Source organism: Streptomyces rectiviolaceus (assembly GCF_039533825.1).
Lineage (GTDB): Bacteria > Actinomycetota > Actinomycetes > Streptomycetales > Streptomycetaceae > Streptomyces > Streptomyces rectiviolaceus.
Window position 1 is genome coordinate 12,219 of sequence record NZ_BAAAUG010000012.1, and the last position, 22,131, is coordinate 34,349.

Below are 22,131 nucleotides of genomic sequence, written 5' to 3' on the forward strand. Positions count from 1 at the left end.
TGACGTATCAAGATCCCGTCAGCACGATGACGGAGGCCGCCTGGGCGGCCAAACCCCGATGAGCCGCCCAAAGGAGCCGATTCCGTGACATTGGCGACCGCGACGAAGCGGTCAGCGAAAGGCGCGTCCGCCCGCAGAGGCGCGGACCACGGCGCCTGGTTCCTGGTGCTGCCCGCGCTGATCCCGATCCTGGTCCTCAGCGTGGGGCCGCTCCTCTACGGCATCGCGCTCGCGTTCACCGACTCCCAGTCGGGCCGCACCGAGCCGACCCAGTGGGTCGGCGCCCTCAACTTCCAGGATCTGCTGCACGACACGCTGTTCTGGGACTCGTTCCGGATCGGCCTGATCTGGGCGTTCGGCGTCACCGTCCCGCAGTTCTTCCTCGCGCTCGGCCTCGCCCTCCTGCTCAACCAGCCGTTGCGGATGCGCTGGCTGGCGCGGGCGCTCGCGATCATCCCCTGGGCGATGCCCGAGGTGGTCGTCGGCATCATGTGGCGGCTCGTCTACCACCCGGACGCGGGCGTGCTGAACGAGACGCTCTCCAACCTCGGCCTGGGGGAGGGCAAGGACTGGCTGACCGGGACGGCCACCGCGCTCTTCGCCGTCATCGTCGTCGGCGTCTGGGCAGGCATGCCGCAGACCACCGTCGCGCTGCTCGCCGGGTTGCAGAACACCCCGCGCGAGCTGCACGAGGCCGCCGCGATGGACGGCGCGGGCGCCTGGCGCCGCTTCCGCACCGTCACCTGGCCCGCGATCAAGCCGATCGCCCTCGCCATCACGGCCCTCAACTTCATCTGGAACTTCAATTCCTTCGCCCTGGTCTACGTCCTCACCCAGGGCGGCCCCGGCGGCCGCACCCGCCTGCCCATGCTCTTCGCCTACGAAGAAGCCTTCCGCTACGGCCAGTTCGGTTATGCCGCGGCCATGGGCTGCGTGATGGTCGCGGTGATCTCCGTGATCCTCGCCTTCTATCTCGTCGGCCGCCTGAAGGGAGGCGACGAGTCATGATGCGTACGAAGAAGCCGGCACGCGCCGCGCAGTACGTGGCTCTCGCCGCCTATCTCGTCTTCCTCGCCTTCCCGTTCCTCTGGCTGATCTCCACGGCCTTCAAGCCCGCGCGGGAACTGGGCAGTCTGCACCCCACCTGGATCCCCAAGGACCCGACCCTCGAGAACTTCCGGCAGGCCTTCGACGAGCAGCCGCTGCTCCAGGCCGCGGGCAACTCCCTGATCGCGGCGCTCAGCGCCTCCCTGATCGCGGTCGTCATCGCGACCCCCATGGCGTACGTCATGGCGCGGCACCGCAATCGCGTCTCGAAGGCGGCGACGGGCTGGGTGGTGATCAGCCAGGCGTTCCCCTTCGTCCTGATCATCATCCCGCTGTTCCTGATCCTGAAGAACCTGCACCTGATCAACTCGCTGCTCGGCCTGATCATGGTCTACGTGGTGTGGTCGCTGCCCTTCGCGCTGTGGATGCTCGTCGGGTACGTCCGCGCCGTGCCCACCGAACTGGAGGAGGCGGCGGCGGTCGACGGCGCGAGCAAGGTGCGTACGTTCGTCTCGGTCGTCGCGCCACTGCTCGCCCCCGGCATCGTCGCCACGGCGATGTTCGCGTTCATCACCGCATGGAACGAGTTCTTCTTCGCGCTCGTCCTGCTCAAGACCCCGGAGAAGCAGACCTTGCCGGTCATCCTCAACCGCTTCATCGGCAGCGAGGGCGTCGCGGACCTCGGGCCGCTCGCCGCGGCGGCGTTCCTCGCGACCATCCCCTCGCTCGTCATCTTCGCGATCATCCAGAAGCGGATCACGGGCGGCATGCTGGCAGGGGCGGTGAAGGCCTGATGCGCGCAGCACCACGTCTCGTGACCGCCGCCACCGCGGTCACCTCCGTCACCGCGGCTCTCGCGCTGCTGCTCACCGGCTGCAGCGGCGACCCGGGTGACGACGACGGGAAGATCACCCTTCAATTCCAGTCCCTGGCCTGGCAGAAGGAGTCCGTCGACGCCAACAAGGCGCTCGTCAAGGAGTGGAACGCCACCCACCCCGACGTCAAGGTCGAGTACGTACAGGGCAGTTGGGACAGCGTCCACGACCAGCTGCTCACCTCCTTCGAGGGCGGCGAGGCGCCGGACATCATCCACGACGCATCGGACGACCTCGCCGACTTCGCGTACGGCGGATATCTCGCGGACATCGGCGACCTGCTCCCCGAGCGCCTCAAGTCCGACATCCCGAAGCGCAGTTGGGAGACGACGACCTTCGGGGGCAAGGTCTACGGAGTCCCCTTCCTCCAGGAACCGCGCGTCCTGATCGCCAACGCGAAGTGGCTCAAGAAGTCGGGCGTGCGGATCCCCACGCCCGAGAAGCCGTGGAGCTGGGAGGAGTTCCGGTCGGTCACCAAGGAACTCGGCGACGGCAAGGACGGGAAGTACGGGGTGGCCTGGCCGCTCAAGGAGCCGGTGTCCGCGACGCTCAACCTCTCCCTCTCGACCGGCGGAAAGATGTTCCACCGGGGCGAGGACGGCAAGGTCGACGTCCGCTTCGACAAGGCCGACGAGATCATGCCGCGCACGGTGCACGACCAGGTCAACACCGACAAGAGCGCGTCGAGCACGACTCTGGGCATGGGCGGCTCCGACACCCTGCCGGGCTTCTTCGGCGGCAAGTACGCGATGGTCCCGCTCGGCTTCTCCTACCGCCAGCAGATCGTCCAGCAGGCACCCAAGGGCTTCGACTGGCAGGTCCTTCCCGCACCGGCCGGAGCGGAGGGGCTCGCGCAGGGCGTCAGCCCGCAGACCCTGTCCGTCTCGGAGGACAGCCCGCACAAGAAGGAGGCGGCCGAGTTCATCGACTTCTTCCTGCAGCCGGACAACATGGTGAAACTCGCGCGCGGCGACTGGATGCTGCCGACCGGCGAGGAGGCGCTGAAGGACCCCGCCCTGCGCACGAAGAAGGACGACTGGGCCGCGGGCACCGCCCTCGCCGAGGACCTGCGCCCGGCGCCCGCGCAGTCGGTTCGGGGGTATCCGGAGTGGAAGGACAAGGTCGCCACCCCGGCGCTCCAGGAGTACTACAGCGGGGCGATCGACCTCGGTGAGCTGAGGAAACGCCTCGTCAAGGACGGGAACCTGGTGCTCGCCAGGTATCAGCGGTAGGCGGCGTCAGGGCCGCGGGTTCAGTGACGGGAGCCGTTGCCCTGCCCCGCTCCGTTGCCTTGCCCCGCTCCGTTTCCCTGCCCCGCCCGCACGAGGCCCGATTCGTACGCGGCGATGACCGCCTGCGCACGGTCACGGACGCCCAGCTTGGCGAAGATGCCGGTGGCGTGGTTCTTCACGGTCTGGACGCCGATCTCCATCCGCTGCGCGATCTCGGTGTTGTCGAGGCCCGCGGCGATCAGGCGGAGCACGTCGACCTCACGCGGGGTGAGTCCGGCGAGGTCGGCGGTCGGCGGCTGCGAGGCCGGGGCCGGGGTCACGAAGGTGGCGAGCAGCCGGGTCAGGAGCCGCGGGGCGACGACGGCTTCGCCGCGGTGGACGGTGCGCAGCGCGGCCACCAGCTCCTCTGGCGAGACGTCCTTGGGCAGGAACCCCGCGGCTCCCGCCCGCAGGGCACCCACCACGTGCTCGTCCATGTCGAAGGTGCTGAGCGCGAGGACCCGGCACCGGGGCAGCACGGCGGTCAGCCGTTCGGTGGCCCTGACCCCGTCGAGCACGGGCATGCGGATGTCCATCAGGACCACGTCGGGACGGAGTTCGAGCGCCGACTCCACGGCCTGCTCGCCATCGCCCACTTCGCCGACGACACGGATGGCGGGGTCCGAGAGCAGGATCAGCGACAGGCCCCGGCGCACCAGCGGCTGGTCGTCCGCGATGAGAACGGTGATCTGCTCGGGCTCGCTGCCCTGCTCGGGCTCGCCGTCCCGCTCGGGCTCGGGCTCGGGCGCGGTGGGAGAGGTCATCGGGTCCCGTCCTTCTCGTGGGTGTCGGCAGCGTCGGCGGTGTCGGCTGCATCGGCTGGGTCGGCTGGGTCGGCCTCGTACGTGCCGGCGGGCAGCGGCACGCTCGCGACCACCTCGAACCCGCCTTCCGCACGGCTGCCGGCGTGCAGGGAACCGTCGTGCAGAGCGATGCGTTCCCGCATGCCAAGCAGACCGTATCCGCCGCCCTCCAGGCTCCCGCCGGGCGCCTTGCCGTCACCGGCGCCGTCGTCGGCCACTTCGACGGTGACGCGGCCCGGGAGATACGCGAGCCGCACCGTGGCGCGGGCGGGGCCCGCGTGCTTGCGGGCGTTGGTCAACGCCTCCTGCACGATGCGGTAGAGGGTGAGGCCGACGGTCATCGGCAGCGGGCGGGGCCGCCCGGTGACGTGGAGTTCGGCCGGCAGACCCGCGGCGGTCGAATCGGCGACGAGCCGCTCGATGCCGTCCACACCGGGCTGGGGTTCCGAAGGAGTCTCCTCCAACGTGTCGGTGCTGCGCAGGACCCCGAGGAGCTGCCGCATCTCGTGCAGCGCGGTGCGGCCGGACTCCTCCAGGGTCACAAGGGCGTCGCGGGCCGTCTCGGGATCGCGGTCCAGGGTCGACCTGGCCCCGCCGGACATCAGGTACATGGTGGTGATGTGGTGGGCCACGATGTCGTGGAGCTCCCGCGCGATGCGGCGCCGCTCCTCGGTCACCGCGCGGTCGGAGAGGAGCTTGCGGTTGATGTCGAGCTGCCGTTTCCACTGCCGCACGGCCAGGCCCACGGCGACGATGAGGCAGGGCGTGAGCAGTACGTCGGTGATGCCCACCCCCAGGAAGGGCACGTCGTTGTGCCAGTACCGCGCGAGTTGCACGGGCGCGGTGGCCAGGACACCCAGCGCCACGGCGCGCCGCCCGCTGTACCGGGCCACGGTGTAGAGCGCCACAGCTACGGCGCCGCCGTAGCTGTTCGACATCGGCGCCCCCGGGTCGACGGCAAGACCGAGGTTGACGGCCATCTGCACGGCGAGGACCGCGCCGAGCACCGGCACGGGGTGATGGCGCCTGAAGAGCAACGGGAGCACGGAGACGGCGACCAGCAGGACACCGAGCACGGTGACGGGCGCCCCCGGGGCCTCCTCGCCCGGCGCGAGGTAGGCCAGTACGTCGAGTCCCACGGCGACGACGGCGACCGCCACGTCACCGGGCGTCGGCCGCGCCCCGCCCGTGGGCGGTACCGGAGGGAAGAAGTCGCGGCCCATCAGGGCGCCTCCAAATCGAGCGGATCGAGCGTCTTTCGTGCCCATTACATCCCGGCCCGCACGGCCGTGAATCGGCGCGGGGGCGGCTCTTCCCTCCAGTACTGGAGTACTGCCCGTGACGAAGTACCGGACCAGGGTCACGGGTGCGTCCCCTTCCGGCGGCCGACGCTCTCAAGGGCCTTTGCGTGATGACCTATTGGCATGATCCGCAAGCTGACCTCTTTCTCCACCCGGCATCGATGGCTGACGATCGTCGTCTGGACCATCCTCGGAGCGGCACTGTCGTTCGTGGGGAAAGCGATGATGTACGACGTCACCGACTCCCAGGCCGGGGATTTCCTGCCCAAGAAATACGACTCGGCGGTGGCGCTGCGTATAGCCGATGACGAATTCGGCACCAAGCCCGACCCCAATGCCCTGACGGTGCTCGTCGCCAGGGACGACGGTGGCAAGCTCACGGCGGGCGACCAGCGCCGGATCGCCGCCACCGCAACTGAACTGGGCCGGGAGCGGATAGCCGCGCCGAAGCCCGAACCGCTCATGAAGGACCATTCCCAGACCCCGCGGGTCTCGCCGGGCGCCGTGGCCCCGGACAAGAGTTTCCGGCTCCTTACGGTGTCGCTCGACGGAAATCCCGCCGACCCCGGTCTGCAGGACGTCTACAAGAAATTCCGTGACGGCGCGAAGGACGAATTCGCCGCCGCCGACCTGCGGGTGGGATTCACCGGAGGCATAGCCTCCACGGTGGACAACACGGAGGCCGAGGAACCCATCGGGAAAGTCGTCGGCAATCTGACGATGGGCCTCATCGTCCTTCTGAACGTGCTGGTTTTCCGCAGCCTGGCGGCCGCGTTCGTGCCGTTGATCGCGGTGGCGCTGATCGGCGGTGTCGCCTCGGGGGCGGTGGTCGGCGCGGCGAAACTCTTCGGCATCAGCCTCGACCCGTCCACTCCCTCGCTGATCGGTGTCGTACTCCTGGGAATCGGGATCGACTACTTCCTCTTCCTGATGTTCCGGTTCAGGGAGCAGCTGCGGAACCACCCCGAGCAGAACGCCCGGACGGCCGCGGCCGAGACGACCGGGCGAGTGGGCAGCGCGATCACGTCCGCGGCCCTGACGATCGTGGCGGCCTTCGCGACCCTCGGCCTGGCCAGCTTCGGGCAGTTCCGGGTCCTCGGCCCCGCCATCGCGATCTCCGTACTCGTGATGCTCCTCGCCAGCCTCACGCTGATGCCCGCCCTCCTCGCCCTGCTCGGACGCGGCATGTTCTGGCCCGCCCGCGCCTGGAAGAAGGAGCGCACCGGCGGGATCAGCGCACGTCTGGGGCACGCGGTGAGCGCCCGACCGGTGCGGTACGCCCTCGGCAGTCTGGTGCTGCTCGGCGCCCTCGGGGCGGGCGCGGTCGGCATGAAGATGAGTTACGACCAGCAGGGCCTGCACGAGACGGCCGCGGTCAGGACCGCCGAGCAGATCTCCCGCAGCCTGCCCGCCGGTGTGTCCGACCCGCACAGCGTGTACGTACGGAGCGCCGACGGCGGTGACATCAAGGGGAGTTCGCTCACCGGCATGACCCGCGCCCTCGCCAAGGCGGACGGCGTCGGCGAGGTGGGCAAGCCGGTGCTGAGCAAGGACCGCACGGCCGCCCGGGTCGATCTGTTCCTGAGCGTCAAGTCCGATACGCAGAAGGCACGCGACCTGGTCTCGGGGCCCGTCAGGGACACCGCGGCGCGGACCGCACCGCAGGGCACCGAGGCGTACGTCACGGGAACGGCCGCCGTCTTCGCCGACATCTCGACGGCCGTGGAGAAGGACCTGCGCCTGGTGTTCCCGGTCGCGGCCCTGCTGATCGCGGTGATCCTCTTCCTGCTCCTCCGCTCCCTGCTCGCACCGGTCGTGCTGATGATCGCCGTGGGGCTCGGGTTCGTGGCCACCCTCGGCGCGAGCACACTGTTCTTCCAGCACGGTCTCGACCGGCCCGGGGTCTCGTTCACGCTGCCCCTGGTGCTCTTCCTGTTCGTCGTGGCCCTCGGCACCGACTACAACATCCTGATCACCGACCGGATCAGGGAGGAGATGGAGAAGCCGGTCCCGGCGCGGCACGCGGTGGCCGAGGCGGTCCGGCACACCGCGCCCGCCGTCGCCACGGCCGGGATCGTGCTCGCCGGTTCCTTCGCGAGCCTGGCCGCGAGCCCCTCCACCCAGGAGATCGGCTTCGCCACCGGCCTGGGGATCATCCTGTCCTCGCTCGTGCTCTCCCTGGTGCTTGTGCCCGCCCTTGCCGCGCTCCTCGGCCGTGGGCTGTGGTGGCCGCGCCGGTCGAGCCGGACGCGGGGCCGCCACCACACACCGGACGACCTGTCCGCCCCCGAGCGGTACCAGCCGTACGAGACCGGCCCGGCGTACTCCGAGGACCGGGTGGCGCGGTGACGAAAGCCGTGGCCCCCCGTGTACGGATCCGTACACGGGGGGCCACGGCTGTCACGCGGGCGAGGGGCGTTGTCAGACCGCCACCGACTCCTCCATCTCCTCTTCCTGCTCCCGCTCCCGCCTGGCCTCGCCGTCGGCCTCGGGCCGGGCAGGCACTGCCCGTTGACGACGTTCCCAGAGCGCCGCGATGCCGGTGATCACCAGGCCGAGCAGCAGCCATGCGGCCAGCGTCCAGACGTGAGTGCCGAGTTCGTGGCCGCCGAAGTACAGGTGGCTGCGGATTCCCTCGACGAATCCGGCGCCGTTCCAGAAGGCGTGCAGCGAGCCGAAGAAGCCGTTCTGGAGTTCCGGCCTGAAAAGACCGCCGGACGACGTGAAGTTGAGCATCACGAAGAGGACCATCATCGTCAGCGTCGTCCAGCGCTTCAGGAACGTATGCAGGCCGACGCCGATGAAGAGGATCCCCGCCGAGTACAGCCACGCCATCCCCCACACGCCCCACAGGCCCTGGTGGACCAGGTGGAAGACGGGCCCGGCGAGCGCCGCGCCGATCAGGCTCACGGCGAACGAGACACCGACGACGAGCCCCGCCCGGACCCGCATCCGCATCCCGGCCCCCGCGGCGCCCAGCGCCGCCACCGACGCGTACGAGCCGATGCTCACCGCGACCAGCAGGAAGAACAGGCCCTGCCCCGTGGGGTCGTCGTCGACGGTCGGCGCCACGTCGCTGACCTTGAGCGGGACACCCTGCTCCGCCGCGACCGGCGTGAAGATCTTCTCGACCGCCATGGCGCTCATGTCGGAGCCCGCGGTGGCCACGATCACCTCGGGGGTCTTGGCATCGGGGAGGTAAGCCCCCGATATGTCCATCGACTTGAGCTCGTCGACCGCCTGCGCGCGGGAGCCGACGGTCCGTACGTCGAGGGCGTCGCCCGCCTTGTCCTTGACGGTCTGCGCGAGGGCCTGCGTCTGCTCGCCCGATCCGACGACGGCGATCGGCAGGTCGTGCGGCTCCGGTGTGACGAACGCGCCCAGGTAGGCGAGGCCCATGCCGAGGCACATCAGCAGGGGCGTCAACAGGTGGAGCAGGACGTGGCGGAGTGGTCCGGAGGCGGTTGCCGGGCCGGCAGATGCCTTGTGGGCGGGCGCCGAGGTGGCGGTCATCGGGAGACCTCTCGCGATAGTTGGCTTATACACTCAATCTCGGTGTTGTACTGTACAACCATTCGTGGAGAGGGAGAAATCGTGGCCGATCGAGACGGGTCCATCGAGATCATTCAGCGGGAGATGACGGCGTTCGCCCGGCGGGCCCGCGCCACCGCCGCGCGGATGCACCCCGAGCTTTCGCTCGTGTCGTACACGCTCCTGAGCCACCTCGAGTACCAGGGCGGATGCCGGGCCACCGACCTCGCGGCCCACTACACGCTGGACAAGTCGACGATCAGCAGGCAGGTGGGCGCGCTGGAGAAGGCCGGTCTCGTGGAGCGGCGCCTCGATCCGACCGATCACCGGGTGCACGTGCTGCACCTCACCGACCGGGGCATCGAGGTGCTCGCGCAGGTCACCGACGCCCGCCGGGTCGCCTTCCAGGAGCGGCTCGCGGAGTGGAACGGTCCGGACCTGGAGAAGTTCGCCGAGTGTCTGCTGCGCTACAACGACGCCGCGTCGCGGGGCGGCATGGACATCGAGTAGATCCGGCAACCCTGTTGCACGAGACGTATCGTCTCGTTTAAGGTCGGCGCATGACCACACGCCAGCGTGCCCATATCGCCATGTTCTCGATCGCCGCGCACGGGCACGTCAACCCGAGCCTCGAAGTGATCCGCGAGCTCGTCGCCCGCGGCCACCGCGTCACGTACGCGATCCCGCACCTCTTCGAGGAGAAGGTCGCCGAGACCGGCGCCGAGCCGGTCCTGTACGAGACGACGCTGCCGGGCCCGGACGACGACCCCGAGGCCTGGGGGACCGAACTGATCGACAACATCGAGCCGTTCCTCAATGACGCGATCGGTGTGCTGCCCCAACTGGCCGAGGCGTACGAAGGTGACGAGCCGGACCTCGTCCTGCACGACATCACCTCCTATCCCGCACGCGTGCTCGCCCGCCGCTGGGGCGTGCCCGAGATCTCGCTCTCGCCGAACCTGGTGGCCTGGGACGGGTACGAGGAAGAGGTCGCGGAGCCGATGTACGCGGAACTGAAGGAGACCGAGCGCGGCAAGGCCTACTACGCGCGCTTCCACGCCTGGCTGGAGGAGAACGGGATCAGTCAGCACCCCGATCCCTTCGTCGGGCGCCCGCCGCGCTCGCTCGTCCTGATACCCAAGGCGTTCCAGCCGAACGCCGACCGAGTCGACGAGGCGGTGCACACGTTCGTCGGCGCCTGCCAGGGCGACCGCTCTGCGCAGGGCGACTGGGAGCGTCCGGCCGGCGCGGAGAAAGTGCTGCTTGTCTCACTCGGCTCGTCCTTCACCAAGCAGCCCGATTTCTACCGCGAGTGCGTCAAGGCGTTCGGAGATCTGCCCGGGTGGCATGTGGTGCTGCAGGTCGGCAAGCACGTCGAGGCGAGCGACCTGGGGGACGTCCCCGGGAACGTGGAGGTCCGGCAGTGGGTGCCGCAGCTCGCGGTCCTCAAGCAGGCCGATGCCTTCATCACGCACGCCGGTGCGGGCGGCAGCCAGGAGGGGCTCGCCACCGGGACGCCGATGGTCGCGGTGCCGCAGGCCGTCGACCAGTTCGGCAACGCGGACATGCTCCAGGGGCTGGGGGTGGCCCGGCACGTACCGATGGAGGAGGCCACCGCCGAGACGCTGCGGGCGGCCGTGCTGGCCCTGGTCGACGACCCGGAGGTGGCGCGCCGCCTCGCCGATGTGCGGGCCGGGATGGCGGGGGAGGGCGGCACGAAGAGGGCGGCGGACCTGATCGAGGAGGAGCTCGCGAAGGCGGCCGGACGGGCGCGGACATGACGCCGGTGGCGGTCTGGCTGTGGCTCCGGCTTGCCGGGGCGTAACGCTCCGTGAGGCGTTTCGGTAACGCCCCGGTCATTCGGTAACGCTCAGGTAACGCAGGCTGGTTCTGGCATGGGTATTGACTCGTCCCAGAAGGTTGACCGTTACCCCCTGCCAAAGGTTGCACGGTCAGGTTCTTGTTCCTTGAACCAATGTCTTCTTAGCGTGAGGTGAACGTTCCGCGAACGCCAGGAAGTTGACCCCCATGCGACGAGACATACCGCCCCTCGACGAGGTGCGCCGCATCACCCAGAAGAAACGCGACGCGTGGTGGACCGTGATCCTGGTCGATCCGGTCGCCACGCCGCTCGTGCGCTGGACGGCGATGCGGACCCGGATCACGCCCAACCAGATCACCTGGGGCGCGTTCTTGTTGGGACTCGTCTCCGCGGCGTTCTTCGCGCTGGGTGACTGGCAGTGGCTGGTCGCCGGTGCCGTCGTCTACCACTTCAGCTTCATCCTCGACTGCATGGACGGCAAGGTCGCCCGCCTCACCGGCACCGGTTCCGTGTTCGGCGCGTGGCTCGACTTCGTCTTCGACCGCATCCGCGTGATGGCGTGTGCGGTGGCCCTGATGGGCGGCCAGTTCCACCGCACCGGGGATGCCTTCTACATCTGGGCCGCGGTCGCCGTGGTCGCCCTCGACACGCTGCGCTACATCAACGGGCTCGAGATCTTCAAGATCCGCCACACCATGCGCAAGCAGATCAAGGTCCGCATGAGGGCGGCCCGCCGGGCCGAGAACGAGGCCGAGCTGGCCTTCATGGAGGACCTCCTCCGGGACAACCCCGAGGCCGACATCGAGCAGGACATGCAGAAGGCGCAGTCGGAGCAGGGGGTTCCGGAAACCCCGGAGGCTCCGGAGCCCGCGCCCAAGCGGCAGGTCATCGACCTGCACCAGGAGTTCCGCCACAAGTTCCCCGCGTACCTGCGGGCGCGTTCCTTCCTGCTGCGCCACCGCATCCGTACGCACCTGGTGAGCGGCATCGAGTTCCAGATGGGCGTCTTCATGATCGGCCCGCTGTTCGACGTAGTGCTTCCGGCGACGATCGTCTCCGGTGCGCTCCTTCTGGTCTTCGAGCTGGCCATCATCTACAAGCTGCTGCTGTCGACGCGGGACTTCACGCGGACGATCGATTCCTTCGAGGAGCGCAAGGTCCTGGCCGTGGTGTAAGGATCACCGGCTTCGCCGAGTACTTCGCCCTCGAGCGCCGGACGGGCTGGATGTCCCAGCCCGTCCGGCGCTCGAGGGCTTCTTGCTGGGTCAAGGAGGGATCCGGCCGTCACAAGCCCCTTACATCTATGCGGACTTGAGGGGGTTGGCCTGCGCGATGTCCGATACGCCGTCGGGGGCCCGTTTTGTTATTACAGAACCTTGTTGAACAAGTCACAGGTGTATGTAGGTATTGATCTGCGCGCGTCAATCAGACATGGTTTCGTCCCAACGCCCGGAGATCTTCCGGATCTCGGGGGGCGTTGCAGTGAAGTTTTGAAATCCCCCACATACCCCCCACATCACCACGAGGAGATCCCTCTTCATGGCAACACACAAGCGTGCACGCTCGGTGAAGCTCGTCTCGGCGATAGCCGCGACCGCCACCGCAGTCGGCGTCACCGTCTTCGCCACCTCGTTCGCCGGTGCGGCAACCCCCGCCGAGGGCAAGGTCTACGGAGCAGACGCCAAGGGCGCCGTCTCGGGAAGCTACATCGTCATGCTCGACGAGAAGGCCGACAAGGGCGCCAAGTCCGACCTCGCCGAGGAGTACGGCGGCGAGCTGAAGCGGAACTACTCGTCCGCGATCAACGGCTTCTCGGCCAAGTCCCTCAGCGAGACCGAGGCCAAGCGCCTGGCCGCCGACCCGGCCGTCGGCAAGGTCGTCCAGTCCAAGAAGTTCACCATCGACGCCACCCAGGACAACCCGCCGTCGTGGGGCCTTGACCGTGTCGACCAGGCGGACACCGCGGGCGACAAGAAGTACACGTACCCGGACGCGGCCGGTGAGGGCGCCACGGCGTACGTCATCGACACCGGTGTCCGCGTCAGCCACAAGGACTTCGGCGGTCGCGCCAAGTCCGGCTTCGACGCCATCGACAACGACGACAACGCGGACGACGGCAACGGCCACGGCACGCACGTCGCCGGCACCATCGCCGGTGAGGCGCACGGCCTCGCCAAGAAGGCGAAGATCGTCGCGGTCCGCGTCCTTGACGACCAGGGCTCCGGCACCACCGAGCAGGTCGTCGCGGGCATCGACTGGGTCACCAAGAACCACGAGGGCCCCTCGGTCGCCAACATGAGCCTCGGCGGCGGCGCCGACGAGGCGCTCGACGCGGCGGTCCAGAAGGCCATCGCCTCCGGCGTCACCTTCGCGGTCGCGGCCGGCAACGAGTCCTCGGACGCCGGTCAGGGCTCCCCGTCCCGCGTGAAGGAGGCCATCACGGTCGCCTCCTCCACCAAGGACGACGAGCAGTCGGACTTCTCCAACTTCGGCTCGGTCGTGGACATCTACGCCCCGGGCTCGGACATCACGTCCGCCTGGAACACGGATGACGACGCCACCAACACCATCTCCGGTACGTCGATGGCGACCCCGCACGTCGTGGGCGCCGCCGCCATCTACGTCGCGGCCCACCCGGACGCCAAGCCGGACGCCGTCGCCAAGGCGCTGACCGACGGTGCGACCCCGGACAAGATCTCGAACCCGAGCGAGGGCACGCCCAACAAGCTGCTCAAGGTCGTCGAGTAACACCCGCCGGGTGACAACCCACTGAACCGGCGGCCGTCGCGCCCACCCCCACGGGGCGCGGCGGCCGTCCTATGGTGTGCGGATGACGGTCAAGGCATACGCGGCGCTTCTCCGCGGCATCAACGTGGGCGGCAGACGAAAGCTGCCGATGGCGGAATTGCGCACGCTGCTCTCCGGGCTCGGATTCGGCGACGTACGCACCCATCTGCAGAGCGGCAACGCGGTCTTCACCTGCGAGGCCACCGACGAAGACGCCCTTGCCGCGCGGGTGAGCGAGGCCATCGAGAGTCACTTCGGCTTCGCCGTGGACGTCCTGGTGCGCGACGGCGCCTATCTGAAGGCCCTCGCCGACGCCTGCCCGTTCCCCGCGGCCTCGCTCGAAGGAAAGCAGCTGCACGTCACGTACTTTTCCGAGCCGGTCGACGCCTCCCGGCTCGACACGCTCGACCGGGCGGCGTTCCTGCCCGAGGAATTCCGGCTCGGCGACCGCGCGCTCTACCTCTACGCGCCGGACGGCCTCGGCCGCTCCAGACTGGGCGAGACCCTGTCGCGTCCCGCCCTGTTCAAGGGCGTCGTCGCCACCTCCCGCAACTGGAACACCGTCGCCAAACTGGTGGAGCTCACGCAGGAGTTGGACCGTGACTGACCGCACGCCCGCCGTCGACGCGGCCATCGAGGCCGAACTGCGCCTGCTCGCCCCCGAGGTGCGCGCGTCCCCCGACCTGCTCGGGCAGCTGCTGCACCCGGAGTTCACCGAGTTCGGCACATCCGGCACCCGCTGGGACCGCGCGTCGATCATCACGGCGCTCGCCGAGAACACGAGCCGGACCGGCCGCTCGATCATGACCACCCGGATGCGGGGCGTCCAGCTCGCCGACGACGTCGTGCACCTGACCTTCGACACCGAGAGCAACGGCCGTCTGGCGCACCGCAGTTCGCTGTGGCGGCTGTGCGCAGGCGAGTGGCTGCTCTGGTTCCACCAGGGGACGCCGTTCGGCGCGGACGGTCCGCCGGAAGCCTGATCCTCCCGCCGCGATGTGCGAGGCTCGGCTCCATGCGCTACATCATCATCGGAGCAGGGGCGATCGGCGGCACCGTGGGTGGACGCCTCGCCGAGAGCGGACATGACGTGGTCCTCGTCGCGCGGGGGGCGCACTACGAGGCGGTGCGGGAGAGCGGACTGCGGGTCAGGACGCCCGAAGGGGCGCTGACCCACCGGCTGCCCGTCGTCCGAACACCCGCCGAGCTGGGCGAGTTGCGCCCGGACGACGTGCTGTTCCTCGCCGTGAAGACACAGGACTGCGAGGCCGCCATCGACGCCTGGAGCGGGCGCCCGGTGGCGGGCGGCGGGACGGCGGGCGAGCTCCTCGCGGTGGTCTGCGCGCAGAACGGCGTGGAGAGCGAGCGCATCGCGCTGCGCCGCTTCCGGCGGGTGTACGGGATGTGCGTCTGGCTGCCCGCGACCCATGTCGAGCCGGGCTCGGTCTCGGCGGCAGGAGCCCCGTACACAGGCATCCTGCACCTCGGCCGCTACCCGAAGGGCACGGACGACACCGCCCGTCGCATCTCCGCCGACCTGGAGAAGTCGAGGCTGCTCTCGCCCGTCGTGGTCGACGTGATGCGCTGGAAGTACGGGAAGCTGCTCGCCAATCTGGCCAACTCCATCGAGGCGGTCACGGGCGTGCTCTCCGGCAACGAGTCCATGGCGCTCTACCGGCGGGCCCGCGCGGAGGGCGAGGCGGTGCTCGCCGCCGCGGGCATCGAAGCGGTGAGCGAGCAGGAGCAGAAGGAGACCCGCGGTGACCGTGTCCGCTTCGAGCCCTTCGACGGCTCGGAGCGCGGCGGCGGCTCGTCCTGGCAGAGCCTGAGCCGGGGCACGGGCACGATCGAGGCGGACTACCTCAACGGCGAGATCGCGCTGCTCGGCCGCCTGTACGGAGTGCCGACACCGGTGAACGACGCCTTGCAGGGCGTGGCGAACGCGTTCGCGCGGGAGCGCCGCGACGCGGGGTCGATGCCGGTGACCGAACTGCTCGGGCTCGTTGCGCAGGCAGAGGAAGCAGAGGAAGCAGCCCTCGGCTTCAGCTGAGCACCGACGTCATCAGGAGCGTGGTGCGGCCGTTGTCCTCCGGGACCGCGCGGCCCTGGGTGAAGCCGAGGCGCTTGAGGACGGTGAGGGACGCGATGTTCTCCGAGTCCACGGTCGCGTGCACCTCGGACAGGGCCAAGGTCTCATGGCCGTACGAGGTGAGCAGCCGGGCAAGCTCCGTGCCCAGGCCCATCCCCCAGCTGCCCCGGAAGAGGCCGTAGACGATCTCGTGGCCGTCGAGCCACCTCTCGGGCGACGGCTTTATCTCCGCGTGGCCGACATAGCGCCCCTCGTGCCGCACCGCCCAGACCGGGAACTGGTTCTCGGCGTACACGAGGCCGAAGATCCGGCGGAACAGCGCATGGGTCTGCTCCACGCTCTGCATCCCGTCCCCGAACCAGCGGCCCACGGCCTCGTCCTGGAGGAGCGAGACGAACTGTTCCTCGTCGGCGGCGACATAGGGCGTCAGGCTCAGGCGCTCGGAACGGAGTACGGGGGTCATCGGCGTGACGGTAGGGGCAGGAGTGGCACTTCGGCAACTGGATTGACTAACTCGTGGGCTGCGGCAGTCCGATCGGGTTGGGGAAGGTGATGACGTCCGCCGCCAGGATGTGCCGCACCGGGCGTTCCAGTGCGGCAAGGAGCGTGTCCGCGTCCCGTGCGGCGAGCGGGCGCAGCAGGCGCGCCGACAGGCGGTCCGTGGCGTCCTCGATCAACTCCCGGTCCGTACGGCCGTGTTCGGTGATGCGCCCGTCCCCGTCCAGCAGGCCGCGCCCGCGCAGCCGGTCCACCGCGTGCGCCCACTCCTGTTCGGTCCACCCTCTGTCGTGCCGGATGGTGTCCGGGTCCACGCGGTTCGTCGCGGCCGCGAGCACCAGCGCCTCGCAGGCGTCAAGGCCGTGGTCGGCGAGCGCGGCGACATGCGCGTCGCCTCTGAACTCGCGTACGCAGGTGGCCAGTTGCCACAGCCGCTGGACCGGGTCGGTCCGCTCGCTCACCTCGCGGTTCGCCGTGAACAGCGGGCGGGCCAGTGACGGGGCGTCATCGACCATCGCCGCGAGGGGCTGACAGAGCGCGCCTGCCTGGTCGTCGATGCCCGGGACCAGTGCGCGCAGGGCCCGCGCCGTGTAGACCGCGCGCTCCTCCACGATCCGGCCCGGCGACACGTACTGCCAGGCGGAGGGCAGGGCCCGCGCCACCATGCCGGGGGCGAAGACGCCGAGCGCGGCCGTCGCGGGGCCGGACTCGACCGGGCCCATGGGGGCCGTGCGGGCCGCGAAGTAGCCCATCCAGAAGCCCTTGAGGCCAAGCGCCCTGCCCAGGTCGCGGCAGCGCTCCTCGAAGTAGATCACTGCGTGCAGGGGCTCGGTCCGCAGCCAGAGCGTGCGGGATCTGGTAAGGGTCATGAACCCACAAACTAGGCCAGCACGGGAACCCGCGCCACCCGCCCGACCGCACCGGACTCGGCACGCGCCTCGTCGTAGCGCCGCACGAGCAGCCGCGCCAACCCCGTCGACGGGCCGAGGACTTGGGCCGTGACGTCCGCTTCGGCGGCGCCACGCGCGATGCGGTCCGGCAGGAAACCTGGCGCGATGACGTACGGCGCCACCGCCACCCTGCGCACACCCAGATCGCGCAGTTCCCGCACGGCGTCCTCCGTGCGGGGCAGAGATGCGGAGGCGAACGCAGGCCGCACGGCGCACCAACCGGTGTGCCGCCACTCCCGCGCGATTTCAGCGATCACTGCGATCGCCTCCGGGTCGGATGACCCCGCCGAGGCCAGCACGACCCCGGTCGAGGACTTGTCGGCGGGGGTGAGCCCCGCCTCGTACAACCGCTGGTCCAGCGCGGTCAGGAGCAGGGGAGAGGGGCCGAGCACCGCCGCCTGCCGGATGCGGAGGCGGGGCGGCGCCTGGCTCAGGACCGCCGGGATGTCCGACTTCGCGTGGAACGCCCGGGTCAGGAGCAGGGGCAGCGCGATCACGTCGCGTACTCCCTCGGCGTCCAGGGAGTCGAGCACCTCGGGGACCGAGGGCGAGTTGAAGTCCAGGAAGCCCGTCTCCACCCGCAGCCCCGGCCGCTGCTCCCGCACCCGCCGCACCAGGGCGCGCACCGTCTCGGCATGCCGCGGATCGCGGCTGCCGTGGGCGATGACGAACAGGACGGGACGGCCGTACATGGTGGGTCAGCTCCTCACGAGGAGTCCGCGGCTGCGCAGTACGCGCCGCTCGAGCGGGCTGAATATCAGCAGGTCGATGGCGATGCCGACGATGAGGATGAGGAGGATCGCGAAGAACACCTGCGCCATGCTGCTGTTCGTGCGGCCCGCCTCCAGGAGCTGGCCGAGCCCCATGCCCAGGTCGGGCGACTGCGCGATGATCTCCGCGGCCATGAGCGAGCGCCACGAGAACGCCCAGCCCTGCTTCAGACCCGCCAGGTAGCCGGGCAGCGCCGCCGGCATGACGATGTGCCAGGTGTGGCGCAGGCCCGTCGCGCCCAGGGTGCGGCCCGCCCGCAGGAACAGCGGCGGCACCTGATCGACGCCCGCCACCAGGCCGTTGGCGATGGACGGAACCGCGCCGAGCAGGATCACCGCGAACATCATCTGGTCGTTGAGACCCAGCCAGATCACGGCCGGCGGCACCCACGCCACCGACGGCAGCGACTGCAGGCCCGAGAGGATGGGGCCGATCGCGGCCCTGATGAACCGCACCCGGGCCACGATCAGACCGAGCGGCGTACCGATCGCGAGCGCCATCAGGAAGCCGAGCAGACCGCGCGACACGGACGTCCAGATGTACTCCAGGAGCGTGCCCTGCAGCCAGGCGTCCTGCACCTCGTGCCAGACGTCGCCGGGCGGCGGCAGTACGTAGGTGTCGGTGACGTTCGTCCACACCAGGACCTGCCACACCACCAGGACAAGGAGGACGGCGGTCACCGGCGGCAGGACCTTTTGGACGAAGGTCTGACGGAAGGGCGTACGCCGGGTCTGGACGGCGTCCAGGGCGTCCAGGCCTGCCTCAAGACCGGCCAGGTCCTGGCTGCTGTCCCTCTCGGCCTTGTCGACCGGAGTGTCAGTGCTGGCCATGTCGGCGGATCTCCCCACGCAGTTGTTCGGTGATCTCGACGGACAGTTCCGCCACGGCGGAGTCCTCGATGCGGCGCGGGTGGGGGATGTCGACGCGCCACTCGTGCGCCACCCGGCCAGGACGCGACGAGAGGAGCACGACGCGCTCGGCGAGGCGGACGGCCTCGCGCACGTTGTGCGTGACGAAGAGGACGGAGACGTGGGTCTCGCGCCAGATGCGGGTCAGCTCGTCGTGCAGGACGTCACGCGTGATCGCGTCGAGCGCGGCGAACGGCTCGTCCATCAGCAGGATCTTGCTGTCCTGCGCGAGGGCGCGGGCAAGCGCCACCCGCTGGCGCATGCCGCCGGACAGCTCGTGCACCCGCTTGCCGTACGCACCTTGGAGCCGTACGAGGCCGAGCAGCTCCTCGGCCCGCTCGCGTCGCTCGGCCTTCGGGATGCCGCGCAGCTTCAGGGCGAGCTCGATGTTCTTGCCCGCGGTCAGCCACGGGAAGAGCGCGTGCTCCTGGAACATCAGGGCCGGGCGGCCGTCGGTCGCGATGTCGCCCGCCGACGGCTTGTCGAGCCCGGCCACCAGGTTGAGCAGCGTCGACTTGCCGCAGCCCGAGGCTCCCAGGAGGGTGACGAACTCGCCCGGAGCGACATCGAGCGTGATGTCGTCCAGGACGAGCTGCTGCCCGGCGGGCGTGGCGAAGGACTTCGAGACATGCTCGATCCGGGCTGCGTGCGGGGCGGCCGTGATGTCTTCCGCCGCCTTGGCGAGGGTCGTGGTCGTAGCCATGGTCGTCACCTCCTGGGAACTGATCCGGTTTCCGGGGTTACTTGACGCCGAGACCGGCGTCGTCGACAGCGGGCCTGCCCTCGGCCTTGAGGACCTTGTTCAGCGGCTTCAGGTCGTAGATGCCCTTGAGGTTCGGCTTGTCCAGGAGGCCCGCCTTGACCGCGTGCCTGGCCTCGGAGTCGAGGGTGGCGGCCAGTGGGTCGTCCGTGGTCTGGATGGACTTCCACGCCGGGTCGATGACCTCGGCGGGCAGCGCCTTGCCGGACGCCTCCTTGAGGGCGGCGTTGGCGGAGGCCTTCGCCTTCTCCGGGTTGTCCTTGATCCACTGGTTGGTCTTCACCGAACCGCGCAGGACGGCCTCGACGACCTTCGGGTGCTCCTTGAGGAAGTCCTGCGACACGATGATGTTCGTGATCACGAACTTCTTGTCCGGCCACAGGTCGGCCTCGTCGAGGATCGCCTTGCCGCCCTCGGCGACCAGCTTCGACGCGGTCGGCTCCGGCACCCAGGCGCCGTCGATCGAGCCGGACCGGTAGGCGTCCGGGGTGATCTTGTTGTCGGTGCGGACCACCGAGACGTCGCCCTTGCCGCTCTCCGCGTCGACCTTCCAGCCCTTTTCCTTGATCCAGTTGAGGAAGGCCACGTCCTGGGTGTTGCCGAGCTGAGGCGTCGCGATCTTCTTGCCCTTGACGTCGTCCAGGGACTTGATCTTGTCCGGGTTGACCACCAGCTTCACGCCGCCGGAAGCCGAGCCGCCGATGATGCGCAGGTTCTTGCCCTGGGACTTGGTGTAGCCGTTGATCGCGGGCGACGGGCCGATCCAGCCGATGTCGATCGACTTCGAGTTCAGCGCCTCGATCTCCGAGGGGCCCGCGTTGAACTGCGTGTACTTCGCCTTCGTCGCGCCCAGTTCCTTCTGGAACAGGCCCTCCTGGTCGCCGACCAGGGCGGTGGCGTGCGTGAGGTTCGGGAAGTACCCGATCTTCACCTCGTCCAGGCCCTCGATCTTCTTCGCACCCGCGGCCACCTTGGCCTTGTCGTCTTTGTCGTCCGCGGCGGATCCGTAGCCGCAGGAGGTGAGCACTACGGCGAGCAGCGGCAGGGCGGCGACGGCGGCCAGGGCACGGCGGCCACCGGTGGTGCGTGGAGTGCGGAAGCTGGCAGGCACGGGAGGGGGTCCTCTCGTTGGGCCCGGCTCTCACGCCCTCAGGGCGCGGCCGGGAGATCGGCAGGTTTTCGTCTTCGCAGGTCGAGCTCGCGGGGGGTGTGGGCGCGCAAGCGGTGCGCGTACGTCATTACGCACATCGCCCGACTCCGCCCTGCCCCGCGCCGAGGGCGCCGCTGCCGACGCGGCCGCCCTCCTTCGCGAAGGTCGAGAAATAGTCGATCGGGATCATGGTCAGAAGTCCCAACCGTCGTCGTCCGCGACCGGCTCGGCCTCTTCGGCCGTCTCGGCGTGGGCGGCGAACGCGTCGCCCGCCATGCCCGCCGCGAGCGTCGTGCCGTCCGCCGGGTCGATCAGGAGGAACGATCCGGTGCGGCGCGACGCGGCGTACGAGTCGACCGCGATCGGCTCGGCGGTGCGGACCACGACGCGGCCGATGTCGTTGGCGACAAGCTGCCCCGGGTCCGGGTGCTGGGAGAGGTCGTCCAGGGTGAGCCGCGAGGGGATCTCCTTGACGATCGCCTTGACCGTGCGGGTGGTGTGCTTGAGCAGCACCCGCTGGCCGACGGCCAGAGCGGTGTCCGCGACATGGCAGACCGTCGCCGTGATGTCCTGCGTGGTCGGCGGCTGGTCGCCGCTCGGCACGATCAGGTCGCCGCGCGCGATGTCGATGTCGCTCTCCAGGAGCAGCGTCACGGACTGCGGCGTCCAGGCCACGTCCACCGGCTCGCCGAGGAGGTCGATGCCCGCGATCTTCGACGTCTTGCCCGAGGGAAGCACGGTCACGGACTCGCCGACCCGGAAGGTGCCCGCCGCGATCTGTCCCGCGTAGCCCCGGTAGTCGGGGTGCTCGGCGGTCTGCGGGCGGATCACGTACTGGACGGGCAGGCGCGCGTGGCAGGAGGTCAGGTCGTGGCTGACCGGGACCGTCTCCAGGTGCTCAAGGACCGTGGGGCCGCCGTACCAGTCCATGTTGGAGGACGGCTCCACCACGTTGTCACCGGCGAGCGCCGAGATCGGGATGGCGGTGATCTCCGGGACGCCCAGCTCGCTTGCGTACGCGGTGAATTCCTCGGCGATCTTCGCGAAGACGGTCTCCTCGTACGCCACGAGGTCCATCTTGTTCACGGCGAGCACCACGTGCGGCACGCGCAGGAGCGCGGCCACGGCGGCGTGCCTGCGGGTCTGCTCGATGACGCCGTTGCGGGCGTCCACGAGGACCACGGCGAGGTCGGCCGTCGAGGCGCCGGTGACCATGTTCCGGGTGTACTGCACATGGCCCGGGGTGTCGGCGAGGATGAACCGGCGCTGCGGCGTCGCGAAGTAGCGGTAGGCCACGTCGATGGTGATGCCCTGCTCGCGCTCGGCCCGCAGACCGTCGGTGAGCAGCGCCAGGTCGGGCGCTTCCTGGCCACGGCCGAGCGAGACGCGCTCCACGGCCTCCAGCTGGTCGGTGAGGACCGACTTGGAGTCGTGCAACAGCCGCCCCACCAGGGTGGACTTGCCGTCGTCGACGGACCCGGCCGTGGCGAACCGCAGCAGGGTGGTGGCCGACAGCTGCTCGGTGGAGAGCGGCTGCGCCTTGTCGGGTTCGGTGGTGCTGGTCATGT

At 69.6% G+C, this 22,131-nt stretch carries 21 protein-coding genes; 11 read left to right on the plus strand and 10 right to left on the minus strand.

The window, feature by feature from the left end:
- Positions 1–84: 84 nt before the first annotated feature.
- The 3 genes from ABD378_RS02400 to ABD378_RS02410 are packed head-to-tail and all read left to right on the plus strand — an operon-like array spanning position 85 to position 3,154.
- On the plus strand, positions 85–1,008 hold the full coding sequence (locus ABD378_RS02400) for a carbohydrate ABC transporter permease (RefSeq protein WP_344518601.1): 924 nt from the start codon (positions 85–87) through the stop codon (positions 1,006–1,008).
- Positions 1,008–1,841 (plus strand): carbohydrate ABC transporter permease, encoded by an 834-nt coding sequence (locus ABD378_RS02405; RefSeq protein WP_344518662.1) that lies wholly within the window; start codon positions 1,008–1,010, stop codon positions 1,839–1,841. Before ABD378_RS02400 ends, ABD378_RS02405 begins: the two co-directional genes overlap by 1 nt.
- Complete coding sequence (locus ABD378_RS02410) at positions 1,841–3,154, plus strand: ABC transporter substrate-binding protein (RefSeq protein ID WP_344518602.1); 1,314 nt, start codon at positions 1,841–1,843, stop codon at positions 3,152–3,154. Before ABD378_RS02405 ends, ABD378_RS02410 begins: the two co-directional genes overlap by 1 nt.
- A 20-nt stretch (positions 3,155–3,174) precedes the next feature.
- Here ABD378_RS02410 and ABD378_RS02415 read toward each other — a convergent pair whose 3' ends face one another.
- Positions 3,175–3,957, minus strand: a complete 783-nt coding sequence (locus ABD378_RS02415; protein ID WP_344518603.1) for a response regulator — start codon at positions 3,955–3,957, stop codon at positions 3,175–3,177.
- Positions 3,954–5,219, minus strand: coding sequence for a sensor histidine kinase (locus ABD378_RS02420; protein WP_344518604.1), 1,266 nt, complete (start codon positions 5,217–5,219; stop codon positions 3,954–3,956). Before ABD378_RS02420 ends, ABD378_RS02415 begins: the two co-directional genes overlap by 4 nt.
- Before the next feature lie 201 nt (positions 5,220–5,420).
- Between ABD378_RS02420 and ABD378_RS02425 the strand changes: the two genes are divergently transcribed.
- Entirely contained in the window at positions 5,421–7,646 is a 2,226-nt protein-coding gene (locus tag ABD378_RS02425; RefSeq protein WP_344518605.1) for an MMPL family transporter, read from the plus strand.
- Between the two features lie 72 nt (positions 7,647–7,718).
- On the opposite strand, the gene ABD378_RS02430 is transcribed toward ABD378_RS02425, so the two are convergent.
- The gene (locus ABD378_RS02430) at positions 7,719–8,810 is read right to left on the minus strand and encodes an ABC-2 transporter permease (RefSeq protein WP_344518606.1); all 1,092 of its coding nucleotides are present in this window, start codon (positions 8,808–8,810) and stop codon (positions 7,719–7,721) included.
- Between the two features lie 81 nt (positions 8,811–8,891).
- Here ABD378_RS02430 and ABD378_RS02435 point away from each other — a divergent pair, with 81 nt between their 5' ends.
- The 7 genes from ABD378_RS02435 (at position 8,892) to ABD378_RS02465 (ending at position 15,487) form a co-directional block, all read left to right on the plus strand.
- Positions 8,892–9,338, plus strand: coding sequence for a MarR family winged helix-turn-helix transcriptional regulator (locus tag ABD378_RS02435; protein WP_344518607.1), 447 nt, complete (start codon positions 8,892–8,894; stop codon positions 9,336–9,338).
- A 50-nt stretch (positions 9,339–9,388) separates the two neighbouring features.
- On the plus strand, positions 9,389–10,609 hold the full coding sequence (mgt, locus tag ABD378_RS02440) for a macrolide-inactivating glycosyltransferase (protein WP_344518608.1): 1,221 nt from the start codon (positions 9,389–9,391) through the stop codon (positions 10,607–10,609).
- A gap of 247 nt (positions 10,610–10,856) precedes the next feature.
- A complete protein-coding gene (locus tag ABD378_RS02445; protein WP_344518609.1) occupies positions 10,857–11,825 on the plus strand; it encodes a CDP-alcohol phosphatidyltransferase family protein in 969 nt (322 codons plus the stop codon).
- Between the two features lie 364 nt (positions 11,826–12,189).
- Entirely contained in the window at positions 12,190–13,398 is a 1,209-nt protein-coding gene (locus ABD378_RS02450; protein WP_344518610.1) for a S8 family peptidase, read from the plus strand.
- 82 nt (positions 13,399–13,480) lie between these two features.
- Entirely contained in the window at positions 13,481–14,044 is a 564-nt protein-coding gene (locus ABD378_RS02455) for a DUF1697 domain-containing protein (protein ID WP_344518611.1), read from the plus strand.
- Positions 14,037–14,420, plus strand: a complete 384-nt coding sequence (locus tag ABD378_RS02460) for a nuclear transport factor 2 family protein (RefSeq protein WP_344518612.1) — start codon at positions 14,037–14,039, stop codon at positions 14,418–14,420. The genes ABD378_RS02455 and ABD378_RS02460 overlap by 8 nt, the downstream gene beginning before the upstream one ends.
- 32 nt (positions 14,421–14,452) lie before the next feature.
- Positions 14,453–15,487, plus strand: a complete 1,035-nt coding sequence (locus ABD378_RS02465) for a ketopantoate reductase family protein (protein ID WP_344518613.1) — start codon at positions 14,453–14,455, stop codon at positions 15,485–15,487.
- Here ABD378_RS02465 and ABD378_RS02470 read toward each other — a convergent pair.
- From ABD378_RS02470 to ABD378_RS02500, 7 genes are all read right to left on the minus strand, one after another.
- Positions 15,480–15,989, minus strand: a complete 510-nt coding sequence (locus tag ABD378_RS02470) for a GNAT family N-acetyltransferase (protein ID WP_344518615.1) — start codon at positions 15,987–15,989, stop codon at positions 15,480–15,482. The genes ABD378_RS02465 and ABD378_RS02470 overlap by 8 nt on opposite strands.
- Before the next feature lie 46 nt (positions 15,990–16,035).
- Positions 16,036–16,893: an SCO6745 family protein gene (locus tag ABD378_RS02475; RefSeq protein WP_344518617.1), complete on the minus strand. Its 858-nt coding sequence runs from the start codon at positions 16,891–16,893 to the stop codon at positions 16,036–16,038.
- A gap of 11 nt (positions 16,894–16,904) precedes the next feature.
- Positions 16,905–17,666 carry a sirohydrochlorin chelatase gene (locus ABD378_RS02480; RefSeq protein ID WP_344518618.1) on the minus strand — a complete coding sequence of 254 codons (762 nt, stop codon included), beginning with the start codon at positions 17,664–17,666 and terminating at the stop codon, positions 16,905–16,907.
- 6 nt (positions 17,667–17,672) lie between these two features.
- The gene (locus ABD378_RS02485; RefSeq protein WP_344518619.1) at positions 17,673–18,575 is read right to left on the minus strand and encodes an ABC transporter permease; all 903 of its coding nucleotides are present in this window, start codon (positions 18,573–18,575) and stop codon (positions 17,673–17,675) included.
- Positions 18,562–19,356: an ABC transporter ATP-binding protein gene (locus ABD378_RS02490; protein ID WP_344518621.1), complete on the minus strand. Its 795-nt coding sequence runs from the start codon at positions 19,354–19,356 to the stop codon at positions 18,562–18,564. The genes ABD378_RS02485 and ABD378_RS02490 overlap by 14 nt, the downstream gene beginning before the upstream one ends.
- Before the next feature lie 37 nt (positions 19,357–19,393).
- Positions 19,394–20,524 carry an aliphatic sulfonate ABC transporter substrate-binding protein gene (locus ABD378_RS02495; RefSeq protein WP_344518623.1) on the minus strand — a complete coding sequence of 377 codons (1,131 nt, stop codon included), beginning with the start codon at positions 20,522–20,524 and terminating at the stop codon, positions 19,394–19,396.
- A 231-nt stretch (positions 20,525–20,755) separates the two neighbouring features.
- A complete protein-coding gene (locus tag ABD378_RS02500) occupies positions 20,756–22,129 on the minus strand; it encodes a sulfate adenylyltransferase subunit 1 (protein ID WP_344518624.1) in 1,374 nt (457 codons plus the stop codon).
- Positions 22,130–22,131 lie beyond the last annotated feature (2 nt).